The following is a 13,245-nucleotide window of genomic DNA, read 5'->3' as shown; positions in this document are numbered from 1 at the left end:
AGCCGATCGCTACTTACGCTTGTTGCCCTGTGTGGCTTGGTTGCCGGACGCCGGCGGGGTGATCCCCAGCAGGTCGGCGACCATGTCCGGGAAGCCTTCTCCCCATCCGGCCTGGTCGGTCCGGGCCAGCCCGGCCATCTCTACTACACAGCGTCGCACACCCAGAGTAGAGGTCTCGGGCCGATTCTGAGAATCCGGTCCGTGGGCGGAATCGCCAGCCTGATCTGCGGTGTCTGCGGGCGCCCGCGCACCGGCATCGTCAAGGCTCGTACCTGCGGCCAGTGGTGTGATCCGGGCCCAGACACGGCGGCGCTTGATCAACAGCGAGACCAGCAGTCCGGCCAGCATCGCAATCGATGAACCGAGGACCCAGTTCTGGGCAGGGTCGTGGGACACCTGCATCGACACCCAGCGTTGATAGCCGTCGAAGGAAACGGTGGTGCCGTTCTCCAGGGTCGCCTTCTCTCCCTGCTGGAGGTTGACCCGCTCCTTCTTGAGCAGCCTGCCCTGGTTGATCAGGTTGACGTCCAGGCTGAACACATTCTGCGGACGGCCGGTGTCGAGGCCGGTGTCACCCTGGTAGATGTCGACGGCGACGGCGGGGTTCTCCGGCAGCGGGAACGACGACGTCATCAGACCGCCGTGGAACACGGCCGTCGGCGCGAACAGCCCCTCGATCGCGATCTGGTTCTTGCGGCGCTCGTCCTCGTTCGGGTACAGCCCGGCGGGGGTGTCGAACCGGGCCGCACCGCTCGACATCATCGTCTGCAGCTCGTTGGGCTGGAACGGGACGGTCTGCGAACGGGTCTCGCCGTTCGGGAAGGTGACGGTGAAGGTGGGGGCGAAGCCGTTGCCCAGCAGGTAGATCCGGTCGCCTGCGATCCGTAGCGGATGGTTGACCTTGACCTCTGCGTCTTTCCAGGTGTCGCCGTCGATGTCGTCGCCGACCTGGTACCGCACCTTCGAGCTGTAGTCCTCGGGCTGGCCGGTGGGCAGGAACTTGGCCTCGAACGAGTCGACCTGCATGCAGAACTCGTTGAGGTTGGTGCCGTCGACCAGGTTGCCGGCCCGGAACGAGTCGTAGACCGCCGTGGAGGTGTTGCACAGTCCCTCGTCGCCGTTGGCCACCAGGATGCGAGTGCCCTCGTAGCCGTACAACTTGCCTGCCGCGATCGAGACGAGCAACGCCAGGAGAGCGAAGTGGAAGACCAGGTTTCCGAACTCGCGCAGGTAACCCTTCTCCGCGGAGATCTCGGTGACGGTGACCACCGAGCCGTCGGCTTCGGTGCGCTGCGTGGTCCGAGTGGTCTTACGCCATCCGCGGAGTCCGTTGTTGATCCGCTCCGCGATGGCCTCGGGGCTGCCGTCCACCTCGTGGCTCTCGTGCCGCGGCAACCGTCCGAGGTTGCGCGGGGCGGCCACCGGACGCGCCCGTAGCGACTTGGCGTGCTCCATCATGCGCGGGGTGAGGCACCCGACCAGGGAGATGAACAGCAGCGCGTAGATCGCGGTGAACCAAACACTGCCGAAGACGTCGTACATCTGCAGTTTGTCGAACAGCTCACCGAAGAAGCCGTGGTCGGCGATGTACTGCTGGGTCTTCTGCTCGTTGAGGTCGCGTTGTGGCAGCAGCGCGCCGGGTACCGCGGCCAAGGCGAGGAGGAACAACAGGGCCAGCGCGGTGCGCATGGACGTCAGCGAGCGCCAGAGATTACGTGCGGGCCACAGGAGGTAGCGCTTGATCGGGCTGGGCGGCGGCACCTTGCCCGGCTGCGGCGCTCTGGTGGCGGTGGCGGTCATATCGGCAGCACCGTGTCGGTGACGAACATGTCGCGGACCCAGACGATGAACTGATCCCACAGTCCGGTCACCAGTGCCACGCCCACGACAACCAGTAGTACACCTCCGAAGATCTGGATGGCCCGGGCATGTCGGCGCATCCAGCCCACCGCCCGCAGAGCCCACGCGGAGCCGAAGGCCAGCAGGACGAACGGCAACCCCAGGCCGAGGCAGTAGAAGACGATCAGGGTGACCCCACGCGCAGCCGTTGCACCCTCGGTGCCGCTCGCGGTGGTGATGACGGCAGCAAGGGTGGGACCGAGGCAGGGTGTCCAGCCGAGTGCAAACACTGCGCCGAGCAAGGGTGCGCCGACGAGATTGGACACCAGTCGCGGATGAAACCTCGCGTCGCGCTGCAACATCGGGATCAGCCCGATGAACACCAGCCCCATGATGATGGTGACCACGCCGCCGATGCGTTGCAGCAGTTCACGATTGACGATGAACGTGCTCGTGATCCCGAACACCGATGCGGTGGCGAGGACAAACACCACCGTGAAGCCGAGGACAAACAGCAGCGCCGCACCGGTGACCCGAAGTCGCCCAGCCTTTCTCGACTCCTTGGGCGACATCGCCGGCGCCTCGGCTCCGACCAGACCGGCAAGGTAGGAGAGGTAGCCGGGCACCAGTGGCACCACACACGGTGAGGCGAAGGAGACGAGACCGGCCAGCACACACGCGCCGAGGGCCAGCAACAGTGGGCCCGTCGAGACGGTGTTGGAGAAGCTGTCCCCCACACCGGCGAGCGTTGCCGTGCTCTGGGCTCCGGCGCTCAGCATCACCGGCGTCATTGCTGCGGCGCACTCTCGGCGGCGACCCGCTCGACGACGGGCTGCAACTCTTCGGCGGTGATCGCCTTGAGGAACACGGCGGCCGCGCGGTGGTCGCGGTCGAGAACGAGGGTGGTCGGAACCACAGATGTGGGGGTGGTGAGCTTGGCCAATGTGCGGCCCGGGAAGTCGAAGATCGACGGGTAGGTGACGCCGCGGTCCTTCACGAAGTCACGTGCCGTGCTCTTCTCGTCGCGCAGGTCGATACCGAGAAAACTCACGCCCTGGGCCTTGGTGGCTTCGTACACCTGCTCCAGGGCCGCGGCCTCGCCGCGGCACGGGCCACACCACGAACCCCACACGTTGATCACCACGACCTGGCCTGCGAAGTCGGACAGGTTGATGGTCTTGGTGTCGTCGAGCAGGTCCTCGCCGGAGATGGCGGCCACCTTGCCGCGGTCGGCGGGAGGATCGTAGAAGATGACCGTCTTGCCGCCGGGCGAGACGAACTCGAAGGTGTCGCCCTGGGCGACCGCGTCATCGCCGGTGCTGCACGCCGTCATCACGAGCAGGGTCACCAGGCCGAGGACGGCCAGTAGACCCAGTCGCCATCCCAACGGGGCCAATACGCGCGCAACACTGCGCCCGCGGCCAAGTCGGCCCCCATTGTCGTTCGCCGTCAAGATGTTCCGTTTTCCCTCAAGCTCCTGTGGCGAGCGGATCAGATGATCCGGCCGGCTCGGAGTACACGATGTCGACGAGCGCATCGCCGTCGTACAGAAGGCTGGTCAGCGACGCCAGCGAGCACTGCCGCTTACGCGGGTCGTGCCAGAGACGCTGGCCCTCGAGGAAACGTCGCAGCGTGTAGACGGGCAGCTGATGGCTGACGCACACGGCCTCATGGCCTCGAGCTTCCTCGCGCGCCTTGTTGGCGACGGCGAGCATGCGGTGCGCGAGCTGGATGTAGGGCTCGCCCCAGCTGGGGGTGAACGGGTCGCGCAGTTTGGGCCAGTGCCGCGGCCGACGCAGAGCTCCGTCGCCCGCCGAGACGCGCAGGCCCTCGAAGGTGTTCTCGGCTTCGATCAAACCCTCGTCGGTGATGATCTCCAGGCCGTGCGAGGCGGCGATGGGAGTGGCCGTCTCCTGCGCACGCTGCAGCGGCGACGCGAACACATGGGTGATGTCGTGGTCGGCCAGGGAGTCGGCGACCTTTTGCGCCTGGGACGCGCCCAGCTCGGAGAGATGGAAGCCCGACAGGCGTCCGTAAAGAATGCCGTCCGGGTTGTGTACCTCGCCGTGCCGCATCATGTGCACGATGGTGCGCTGCTGCATCAGTTCTCCTTCCGAGCACGTGCAGCCGCGGCCGCAGCTGCCGGTAGTGCGTCGGCAATGACACCGAAAGCATCCCCGTCCAGCGCCGCGGATACAAACCAGGCTTCGAACGCACTGGGCGGCGGGTATACCCCGGCGTCGAGCAACGCGTGGAAGAACGGCGCAAAACGCCAGGTCTCGGTGTTCTTCACGGCCGCGTAGTCGTTGATCGCAGCATCGGGTCGCGTGGTGAAGAAGACACTGACCAGGTTGCCTGCGAACTGGACGCGGTGGCCGACTCCCTCCGCGGTGAGCGCCCCGCCGATCAGGGAACCGAGCTGTTTGGAATTGGCGTCGAGTGCCGCGTAGACGGAGTCGTCGGCGTGGCGCAGGGTGGCGAGACCGGCCGCCACCGCGACTGGGTTACCGGACAGGGTGCCGGCCTGGTAGACCGGGCCGGCCGGCGCGAGGTAGGCCATGATGTCGGCGCGGCCACCGAAGGCAGCGGCAGGCAGGCCGCCGCTCATCACCTTTCCGAAGGTGTAGAGGTCTCCTGCGACACCCTCGAGGCCGAACCAGCCGGCTTTGCTGACGCGGAACCCCGTCATCACCTCGTCGATGATCAACAGGGCGCCATCTGCCGACGTGATGTCTTTGAGGCCCTGGTTGAAGCCGTCGACCGGGGCCACCGCCCCCATGTTGCCTGCCGCCGCCTCGGTGATGATTGCGGCGATCTGACCGGGGTACGCGGCAAAGGTCTCGCGGACCGCGGTGAGGTTGTTGTACGGGAGCACGATGGTGTCTTGCGCCTGAGCGCCGGTGACACCGGGCGACGTCGGCAGCCCGAGGGTCGCGACGCCCGAACCCGCGTCGGCCAGCAGCGCGTCGACGTGACCGTGGTAGCAGCCGGAGAACTTGATGATCTTGCTGCGACCGGTGAACCCGCGGGCCAGCCGGACCGCCGACATGGTGGCCTCGGTGCCCGAGTTCACCAGGCGGACCTGCTGCACCGGGTCGACCCGCGCGATGATCTCCTCGGCCAGATCGATCTCGGCCTCGGTGGGTGCACCGAACGACAAACCTGTGGTCGCGGCTGTCTGCACCGCCTCGACGACGGCCGGATGGGCGTGACCGAGAATCATCGGCCCCCAGCTGGAGACGAGGTCGACGTAGCTGTTGCCGTCGGCATCGTTCAGCCGGTACCCGGAGGCACTGGAGATGAATCGGGGTGTACCTCCAACCGAGTTGAAGGCACGAACCGGCGAGTTGACCCCGCCGGGTATGGAGCGCGAAGCGCGCTCGAACAGCTGGGCGGAACGGTCGGTGGTGTGCGGCACGATCTCCAGTGTGGCAAATGTCCTGATGTGACCCCGGCCATGGATGGTCCAGGCCTTCGTATTCTGCGGTGGGACCTTCGTGTTCTTACGGTGGGACCTTAGTGTTCTCCGGTGGGAATGGTGGGCCCGGGGAACGCGACCGGGGAGAAACGTTCTACCCGGACCCACCAAGTTCTGCCTCAGCCGGCGGTCTTGTGCTCGTAGTCGTCGATGGCGGCGACCTTTCCGGCCGAGGCACTTTCGGGATCGAAGGTGTAGTCGAGCCATTCACGAGCCAGCCGGCGGGCCAATTCGAGCCCGACCACCCGCTGTCCGAAACACAGCACCTGTGCGTTGTTGCTGAGCACCGACCGCTCGACGGAGAAGCTGTCGTGCGCTGTCACCGCCCGCACACCCGGCACCTTGTTGGCACTGATGGCCACACCGAGCCCGGTGCCGCACACCAGCAGCGCGCGGTCGGCCTTGCCCTCGGCGACCATCCGCGCGGCTGTCACGGCGACGTGCGGGTACGCGGTCTGGTCGTCGGCACCGACTCCGACGTCGACGACGCTGTCGACCCTTCCGTCGGACTGCAGGTCAGCCTTCAGGGTCTCCTTGTACTCGTAGCCCGCGTCGTCGGATCCGATGACGATGCGTAGTGCGCCGGAGTTCTGTGAATCGGTCATGAGTGAGATGTCCTCTCATCGCTTGAGTGCCCTGCGCCCACGAGGGCGCTGGTTCGGTCGGCGATTGCCTGCACCGACAGGGCCAGTGAGATCGCGCCGGCATCGGGTGTCCCGACGCTGCGTTCGGCGAGGGGCCGGGCACGGCCGACCTTCGGTCGTAATCGAGCTGTGGCCTGTGCGGACTCGTCGGCCACCACTGCGGCGGCCGACCAGGCCTCGTGCCAGCCGACGCCATCGGCGGCCTGTCGTTCGATCTCTTCGACGAAGGGTCCCAGCGCGTCGAGCATCGTCTTGTCGCCGGGCGCAGCACCGCCGAGATCGACCAGTGCCTGATACCCGTCGCGCAGACCGGCACCGAGCAGTGCGGTATCGGGTGAACCGGTGTCGCCGAGCCGGGCGCCGAGTGCACCGAGCAGCGCACCCCACAACACACCCGACGTGCCGCCTGCTTTTGCGGCCCAGGCTTTTCCGGCAGCGGCGAGTACCGATCCGGCCCCGGCCTGAGCGGCTATGGCCTCATCGGCCGCGGCGACAGCGGCCGAACTGCCCTTGACCATTCCGCGGCCGTGGTCACCGTCGCCTGCCACGGCATCGATGCGGCCGAGCTCCGTCTCGGCGCCGGCCACCGCATCGGCAAGGGCGTGCAATGCCTCTCCGACCACCTGCCCGGTGCGGCGCCCCGCCTCGTCCGAGAGAGATGCCAACGCGGGGGCCGCGGCGACCGCGACTTCATCTGTCTGCGAACGTAACTGCGCATCACCCATCGACGGGCCGACGTGGTCGCCGGTCATCTTCCGGTAGGCAGGGGTGTCGGCGGGGGCCGTCCAGAAACGCTCGAGGTCGTCGTCGAGCCACATCACGGTGAGCGAACAACCGGCCATGTCGAGGCTGGTCACCAGCTCCCCCACCTCGGGATCGATCAGGGTGTACCCCGCCTCGCGAAGTAGCGCCGACGCCGTGGACCACACCACGAACAGTTCCTCGTATTTGGTGCGGCCGAGCCCGTTGAGGATCACGGCGATCCGCTTCGAGTCGGTGGTGGGAGCTGCTGCCAGCACGCCGTCGACCAGTGTGCGGGCCAGTTCCTCGGCTGTCGGCATCGGCTCGTCGGCGATACCCGGTTCACCATGGATGCCGAGGCCCACACCCATCTTCCCGGCCGGGACGGTGAACAGCGGGGCATCTGCCCCGGGCATCGTGCATCCGTCGAAAGCGACACCGAGTGTGCGCGTCGCGTCGTTGGCCCGCCGGGCGATGTCGAGGACGCCCGCCATGTCCCGGCCGACATCGGCCGCGGCACCGGCACACCGGAACACCGTGAAATCGCCTGCGATGCCTCGCCGTCGGGACTCTTCACCGGCCGGTGCACTGGCGACGTCGTCGGTGACCGCCAGGTAGTGCGCGTCGATTCCCTCGGCCCGCAGCTGTTGCACGGCGAGCCCGAAGTTCATCACGTCGCCCGCGTAGTTCCCGGTGGTCAGCAACACGCCGGCACCGCCGTCGGCGGCGCGGGCCACCGAGGTGGCCTCGTCGGTGGACGGCGAGGTGAAGATGTTGCCCACCACGGCCCCGTCGGCGAATCCCGGGCCCACGACGCCGCAGAACGCGGGGTAGTGACCGGAGCCGCCGCCGACGACCACCGCGACCTTGCCCGGTGGTGTCCGGTGCGCACGCACCACTCCCCCGGGCACGGCCGCGACGTACCGGGAATTGGCATCGCAGAAGCCCGCGAGCATGTCCTCGGAGAACCGCGACGGGTCGTTGAACAACCGGGTCATCGCAACCGCTCCCCGCCATCGGCGTCGAAGAGGTACACGCGCTCGGGTGGGGCGCCGATCTCGATCTTCTGGTCGGTGGTGAAGTGGTCCTCGGCGGGCGTCTGTACAACGATCCCTTCCTCGATGCCACTGACCGTGCACGTGGCCAGCCCGAACTCCAGGAGATGCTCGAAGTACGCCACCGACGCCGACACGGTCGGATCACCGGCGGCCCGGACAACCGAGCAATCCTGCGGTCGCAACCCCACCGACACCCGGGTGCCATCGGCGATCGGGCCACGCACGGTGGTCGCCAATCGTCCTGCACCACGCCCGATCTCGACGAAAACTGTCTGGTCGATGGTGCGGGTGACGCCGCGCAGCACGTTGATCTGCGGTTCGCCCACGAACTCGGCGACAAAGAGATTGGCCGGGTCGTCGAAGACCTCGTCCGGCGTGCCGAACTGCTGGATCACGCCGTGGTTCATCACGGCGAGACGGTCGGCGAGCGAGAGCGCCTCGACCTGGTCGTGCGTGACCACGATGGTGGTGTATCCGAATTCGCGCTGCAGCACCTTGAGCTCGCGGCGCACCCGTTGCCGGGCCGATGCGTCGAGGTGACTCAGCGGCTCGTCCAGCAGCAGTACCGGTGGGTTGCGGACGAGCGCTCGCGCCAGCGCCACCCGCTGCTTCTGACCACTCGACAGGCTCGCCGGCCGAAGCGGCAGAAGGTCTTCCATCTCCAAACGACTGGCGATGGTCTCCACCAGCTGGTCGGCACCGGAAACCTTGCGGGCCTTGAGGCCGTACGCGAGATTGTCGCGGATCGACATGGGCGGGTACAGGGCGTAGCTCTCGAACCCCACACCGATGCCCCGTTTGGCTGCGGGCAACTGCGAGATCTCTTTGTCTCCGACCTTGATCGAACCGGAGGTGACGGTTTCCAGACCGGCGATCATGCGCAGGGTTGTCGTCTTGCCACAGCCCGAAGGACCGAGCAATGCGACGAGTTCCCCTGGGGCGATGGTCAAATCGATGCCCTTGACCGCCTGGAAACTCTCGCGGCCGCGGGCCGAGTACGTCTTCACCAGCTTGTCGAGGGTCAAGCTCTTGGCGACGTCAGACGACACCTGACTCGGGGCGGGGATGGTCGTCGAGCTCACCGGGTTGCCTCCATTTCCGATTGCACGTTCGATATCAGCCGCACGCTGTCCGCGCCGGCCTGCTCGTCGTCGAACACGTGGACATCGCGGTTGGCGACGGTGAGGCTCACCTCGGTGCCTTCTGCGAAATGTTCGCGCCCGCTGGACAATGCGATGATCTGCCGTCCACACGAGTCGATGGTGAGTTCCACGTTCCGGCCGAGTCGCTCGGCCAGCATCACCCGACCGTGCAACTGCATCGCATCGTCGGGGATCCGTTCGCCGCGACCCAGCACCTTCAGATCACAGGGCCGCAGTCCGACGCGCACACGGTCGCCCGACGACGCCATCACGCCGTCCGGCACCCGCACCCTTCCCGATCCGTCGCCCAGCCGAGCGGTCGAGCCATCGATCACAGCGTCGACGACGTTGATCTCGGGCTGCCCCAACGACTTCGCCACGAAGGTGTCGGCCGGGCTGCGCCAGATCTGCTCGGGCGTGCCGACCTGGACCAGTTCTCCGTCGCGCAGCACCCCGATGCGATCACCGAGCGCGAGCGCCTCCTGGTAGTCGTGCGTGACGTAAATGGTTGTGGTACTCGACATCTGGCCGAGTTGCTTCAGCTCGGCACGCATCGCCGCGCGGAGCTTGGCGTCGAGGTGACTGAGCGGTTCGTCGAGCAGGTAGACATCCGCCGGTCGCACCAGCACCCGGCCGAGCGCAACACGCTGTCGCTGTCCGTTGGACAGCTCACGGGGGAAGCGCTCGAGCAGATGGTTGATGCCCAGTGTGGTGGTGACCTGATCGATGCGCTGCTTGCGTTCGGCGTCGGTGTACTTGCCCGTCCGTCCCGACTTCAACGGCGATTCGAGGTTCTGCGACACCGTTTTCTGTGGATACAGCGCGTAGCTCTCGAACGCCATCGCCACGTTGCGGCGGTAGGGCTCCACCAGTGTCATGTCGACGCCGCCGATGTGCACCGAACCGGCATCGACGTCGACCAGACCGGCAATCGACTTGAGGGTGGTGGTCTTTCCCGCACCACTGGGTCCGAGGATGACAAAGAACTCGCCGTCCGCGATGTCGAGGGACAGGTCCTTGATGCCGACCGTCTTGCCGTAGTTCTTGCTGAGGTTGTCGAGCCTGAGAGTGCTCATGCTTTCACCGCTCCAAACGAAAGACCGCGGACGAGGTAGCGCTGAATGGTCAGCGCGAGGATCAGCGGGGGCAGCGCCGCGATGACCGCAGCTGCCGCGGTGAGGTTGTAGTAGGCCTGACCGCCGCCGCCGAGGAACTTGGTGATCGCCACCGTCACACCGGCATTGCTGTCGGCGAGGATCAACGGGAACACGTAGTTGTTCCACGCGAAGATGAATGCCAGCAGTCCGGCGGCCGCGATGCCCGGACGGACCAGCGGCAGCGCCACCATCACAAACGCCCTGGACCGGGTGTAGCCGTCCAGCAGGGCCGCCTGCTCGAGGTCTTCGGGCAGATCCTGGAAGTACGAACGCAGGATCCACACCACCAGCGGCATGGTGACCAACTGCAGCACCCAGATCATTCCGACGTTGGTGTCGAAGAGTCCGATCTGGTTGTAGATCACGAACAGCGGGACGATCACCATGAGCTCGGGGGCGAACCGGAACGAGAGCATCTGGAACATCAGATCCTCACTGCCGCGGTACTTCCACCGGCCGGCCGCGTAAGCCGCGGGGATTCCGATGACCAGCGACACGATGACCGCACCACCACAGTTGATCAGGCTGGTCAGCAGCGACGCCTTGAAGTCGACGCTGGTCAGCTCGGTTCCCTTGTTGGACAGCACCGTCGAGAAGTTCTCCAGGGTGGGACTGAAGGAGAAGTAGGTGCTGGTCTGCTGCTCGGTGTTCTTCAGCGAGAGGATCACCATCCAGATGATCGGGAACAGCGAGAAGATGAACCACGCGATCAGGGTGAGGTCGGCCGCAACCGACCCGACGGTGAAACGTTTTTGACCGGGCAAGAGTTCACGCGCCATGTCAGGACTCCGCTCCCGCAGCTCGTCGCTGCGCCTTTCCGAGCACGCTGACGAGAACGCGTGCGGTGATGAACACGATGATCCAGAGCAGCAACATGTAGGTCGCTCCACGGGAGTAGTCGAGGTTGATGATCGCGTCCTCGAACGCGCCGATCTGAAGGGTGCGGGTCGAGACGCCGGGGCCGCCCGCGGTGAGCACGTAGATCGCGTCGAACACCTTGAGGTTGTCCATGAACCGGAAGATGACGGCCACCAGGATGTATGGCCACAGCATCGGCAGCATCAGTTTGCGGAACATGAAGAACCAGTTGGCACCGTCGACCTCGGAGGCCTCGAACGGCTCCTTCGGCAGCGAGCGGATGCCCGCGAGCACGAGGATCGCGACAAAGGGTGTGAAGATCCAGACGTCGACCAGGATCACCGACCAGAGCGCGTTGGTGCTGGACAACCAGTCGAAGGTGTTCCCCAGTCCCAGAACGTGGTTGAGGATTCCGAACTGCGGGTTGAACATCAGCTTCCAGATCACGCCCGCGATGACGGGTGCGATCATCAGCGGCAGGATCAGGACCTTCTCGAAGATCTTGCCGATGATGCTGGAGCGGTTGAGCAACAGCGCGAGGCCCACGCCCAGGACGGTCTCGACCGCCGTGGCAACCACCGCGAACACTCCGGTGACCTGCACGCTCTGCCAGAAGATCTGGTCGCCGAGCACCGAGGCGAAGTTACGGAAACCGACGAACACGGGATCGGGGTTGACGGCCGCGTAGTTGAGCACCGAGTAGTAGGCACCGACGAAGAACGGGTACAGGATGCCGATGACGATGATGAGTGCGGGAAGCGAGAGCAGGTAGGGGCGCAGCCGTCGGCGCCAGGTCGGCACCTCGACCGGTTTGTCCGCACGGACAGGCGGCTGGTCCGAAACACCATCCGTCGTCGCCTTTGACGCTTGAGTGGTCATTGGTTCTTCTCTCTCCGTTAGAGATTCACTTTGGAGGTGTTGGTCTTGGCCAGACTGTCCAGCCGGGACTGGGCGTCGTCGCCGCCGTAGATGTCCTGCAACGCCACCGCCCAGTCCTTGGTGGTGTCGAAGAACTTCTTCTGCGGGGTGAACTGGATCTTCGACGACCCGATGACCGTCTCGAAGGTCTCGAGGTAGCCCGGCTGATCGGCCGCGATCCGCTTGAACGTGCTGTCGAACACCGACTTACGGACCGGGTCGGCATAGATGCCGCCTTCGACGGCCTTGTTCATCGCCTCTTTGCCGGTGGCCCACTGCATGAACAGCCAGGCGGCGAGCTTGTTCTTGGACAGCGAGTTCATCGCCCACGTCCAGGTCCAGAGGTTGGTGTTGTAGTTGCCGTCCGGTCCCGCGGGTCCGGGGTACCACCCGAGGTTGCCTGCCTGCGCACTGGCACCGGGCTTGTTCTTGGGGTAGGTGGCGCTGTCGGCGTCGTACACCATCATCGCCTTGCCGTCACCGAGGTCGCCGGTGGCGTTGGGGTAGTCGTAGGTGGTCCACGACGTGGGTCCGGCCTTGTGCTGCATCTCGATCCACTTGCGCGTGAAATCGACAGCCTTAGCGGAGTTCATTCGGGCCACCAGTTCGTCTCCGTCGAGCGTGTAGTCGACGGCGCCTTCACGGGCGTACTGACTCATGAAGCCGGGATGGATGGTCGCCCACGACTTCGAGCCGCGGGTCGCGATGCCGTAGCGGTTCTCGGAGCGATCGGTGAGATCGATTGCGAGTTGGATGAAGTCGTCGAAGTTGTCCGGCAGCGCGATCTTCCGGCTGTCGAAGTAGGCCTTGTTGTAGGCCACCACATTGTTCTCGAATCCCCAGGGGATCGCCCACTGACCGCCGGTGCCGAGCGGGCTACCCAGCTCGAAGTTCCAGCGGGTCGAGGTGCGCAGGCCCTCGAAGATGTCGTCGAAGTCGTACTCCTGGCTGGTGGCCGCGCTGTTGCCCAGCCACGGGCCCAGGTCCTCGATCCATCCGGGCGGGCCGTATTGCCAGATGAAGTAGGCACCCAGCATGAAGACGTCGTGCTTGCCCGTGCCGCCGGCGAGTTCGGTGTTCAACTTGGTGAAGTAGTCGGCCTCGGGCACGAGATCGACATTCACCTTGATGCCGGTGAGAGCGCTGAACTCGGACAGCAGCGGCTGGAATGACTGCTGGTAGGGGTGCGGTGTCTGCAGGATGTTGAGCGTGGTGCCTTCGGCTTTACGCCAGTCGAACGAGCCCGAGACCGCAGCGGCACCGTTCTCCGCGTCGACTCGACCACCCACGCCGCAGGCGCCCAGGATCGGTGCTGCGGCAGCGGCCACACCCACCACGCCGAACGCCCGCAGCAGGTTTCGACGGGACATCGGAGTGTTGACCGAAAAATTCTCATTCATGGATACGTCT

12 protein-coding genes are annotated in these 13,245 nt (G+C 65.7%); all 12 read right to left on the bottom strand.

What is annotated here, in order from left to right:
* Nucleotides 1–9: 9 nt before the first annotated feature.
* The 12 genes from resB to WIMU1_RS11880 all read right to left on the bottom strand — a co-directional run bounded on the left by resB (nucleotide 10) and on the right by WIMU1_RS11880 (nucleotide 13,235).
* Nucleotides 10–1,800 (bottom strand): cytochrome c biogenesis protein ResB, encoded by a 1,791-nt coding sequence (gene resB, locus WIMU1_RS11935; RefSeq protein ID WP_062797326.1) that lies wholly within the window; start codon nucleotides 1,798–1,800, stop codon nucleotides 10–12.
* Complete coding sequence (locus WIMU1_RS11930; protein ID WP_030165512.1) at nucleotides 1,797–2,618, bottom strand: cytochrome c biogenesis CcdA family protein; 822 nt, start codon at nucleotides 2,616–2,618, stop codon at nucleotides 1,797–1,799. The genes resB and WIMU1_RS11930 overlap by 4 nt, the downstream gene beginning before the upstream one ends.
* An 8-nt stretch (nucleotides 2,619–2,626) precedes the next feature.
* A complete protein-coding gene (locus tag WIMU1_RS11925) occupies nucleotides 2,627–3,172 on the bottom strand; it encodes a TlpA family protein disulfide reductase (RefSeq protein ID WP_051406663.1) in 546 nt (181 codons plus the stop codon).
* Between the two features lie 136 nt (nucleotides 3,173–3,308).
* Nucleotides 3,309–3,941 (bottom strand): histidine phosphatase family protein, encoded by a 633-nt coding sequence (locus WIMU1_RS11920; protein WP_023961390.1) that lies wholly within the window; start codon nucleotides 3,939–3,941, stop codon nucleotides 3,309–3,311.
* Nucleotides 3,941–5,260, bottom strand: a complete 1,320-nt coding sequence (gene hemL, locus WIMU1_RS11915; protein WP_245969224.1) for a glutamate-1-semialdehyde 2,1-aminomutase — start codon at nucleotides 5,258–5,260, stop codon at nucleotides 3,941–3,943. Before hemL ends, WIMU1_RS11920 begins: the two co-directional genes overlap by 1 nt.
* A 176-nt stretch (nucleotides 5,261–5,436) precedes the next feature.
* On the bottom strand, nucleotides 5,437–5,922 hold the full coding sequence (locus WIMU1_RS11910; protein ID WP_023961388.1) for a ribose-5-phosphate isomerase: 486 nt from the start codon (nucleotides 5,920–5,922) through the stop codon (nucleotides 5,437–5,439).
* Nucleotides 5,919–7,700 (bottom strand): dihydroxyacetone kinase family protein, encoded by a 1,782-nt coding sequence (locus tag WIMU1_RS11905; protein WP_062797324.1) that lies wholly within the window; start codon nucleotides 7,698–7,700, stop codon nucleotides 5,919–5,921. Before WIMU1_RS11905 ends, WIMU1_RS11910 begins: the two co-directional genes overlap by 4 nt.
* Nucleotides 7,697–8,842, bottom strand: a complete 1,146-nt coding sequence (locus WIMU1_RS11900; protein ID WP_023961387.1) for an ABC transporter ATP-binding protein — start codon at nucleotides 8,840–8,842, stop codon at nucleotides 7,697–7,699. Before WIMU1_RS11900 ends, WIMU1_RS11905 begins: the two co-directional genes overlap by 4 nt.
* Nucleotides 8,839–9,978: an ABC transporter ATP-binding protein gene (locus WIMU1_RS11895; protein ID WP_062797322.1), complete on the bottom strand. Its 1,140-nt coding sequence runs from the start codon at nucleotides 9,976–9,978 to the stop codon at nucleotides 8,839–8,841. Before WIMU1_RS11895 ends, WIMU1_RS11900 begins: the two co-directional genes overlap by 4 nt.
* Nucleotides 9,975–10,838 (bottom strand): carbohydrate ABC transporter permease, encoded by an 864-nt coding sequence (locus WIMU1_RS11890; RefSeq protein ID WP_062797320.1) that lies wholly within the window; start codon nucleotides 10,836–10,838, stop codon nucleotides 9,975–9,977. Before WIMU1_RS11890 ends, WIMU1_RS11895 begins: the two co-directional genes overlap by 4 nt.
* 1 nt (nucleotide 10,839) lies before the next feature.
* On the bottom strand, nucleotides 10,840–11,796 hold the full coding sequence (locus WIMU1_RS11885) for a carbohydrate ABC transporter permease (protein ID WP_062797318.1): 957 nt from the start codon (nucleotides 11,794–11,796) through the stop codon (nucleotides 10,840–10,842).
* Between the two features lie 17 nt (nucleotides 11,797–11,813).
* Nucleotides 11,814–13,235 (bottom strand): ABC transporter substrate-binding protein, encoded by a 1,422-nt coding sequence (locus tag WIMU1_RS11880; protein WP_062797316.1) that lies wholly within the window; start codon nucleotides 13,233–13,235, stop codon nucleotides 11,814–11,816.
* Nucleotides 13,236–13,245 lie beyond the last annotated feature (10 nt).

The sequence above is a fragment of the Williamsia muralis NBRC 105860 genome (assembly GCF_001598915.1).
Classification (GTDB): domain Bacteria; phylum Actinomycetota; class Actinomycetes; order Mycobacteriales; family Mycobacteriaceae; genus Williamsia; species Williamsia muralis.
This window is presented reverse-complemented; position numbering and strand designations above follow the sequence as displayed.

Excerpts from the sequence above, each read along its gene's own strand:
- WIMU1_RS11910 (WP_023961388.1), bottom strand. The coding sequence starts at position 5,922 with ATGACCGATTCACAGAACTCCGGCGCACTACGCATCGTCATCGGATCC.
- WIMU1_RS11880 (WP_062797316.1), bottom strand. The coding sequence starts at position 13,235 with ATGAATGAGAATTTTTCGGTCAACACTCCGATGTCCCGTCGAAACCTG.
- WIMU1_RS11930 (WP_030165512.1), bottom strand. The coding sequence starts at position 2,618 with ATGCTGAGCGCCGGAGCCCAGAGCACGGCAACGCTCGCCGGTGTGGGG.
- WIMU1_RS11890 (WP_062797320.1), bottom strand. The coding sequence starts at position 10,838 with ATGGCGCGTGAACTCTTGCCCGGTCAAAAACGTTTCACCGTCGGGTCG.
- WIMU1_RS11905 (WP_062797324.1), bottom strand. The coding sequence starts at position 7,700 with ATGACCCGGTTGTTCAACGACCCGTCGCGGTTCTCCGAGGACATGCTC.
- WIMU1_RS11920 (WP_023961390.1), bottom strand. The coding sequence starts at position 3,941 with ATGCAGCAGCGCACCATCGTGCACATGATGCGGCACGGCGAGGTACAC.
- WIMU1_RS11895 (WP_062797322.1), bottom strand. The coding sequence starts at position 9,978 with ATGAGCACTCTCAGGCTCGACAACCTCAGCAAGAACTACGGCAAGACG.
- WIMU1_RS11885 (WP_062797318.1), bottom strand. The coding sequence starts at position 11,796 with ATGACCACTCAAGCGTCAAAGGCGACGACGGATGGTGTTTCGGACCAG.
- resB (WP_062797326.1), bottom strand. The coding sequence starts at position 1,800 with ATGACCGCCACCGCCACCAGAGCGCCGCAGCCGGGCAAGGTGCCGCCG.
- WIMU1_RS11925 (WP_051406663.1), bottom strand. The coding sequence starts at position 3,172 with ATGACGGCGTGCAGCACCGGCGATGACGCGGTCGCCCAGGGCGACACC.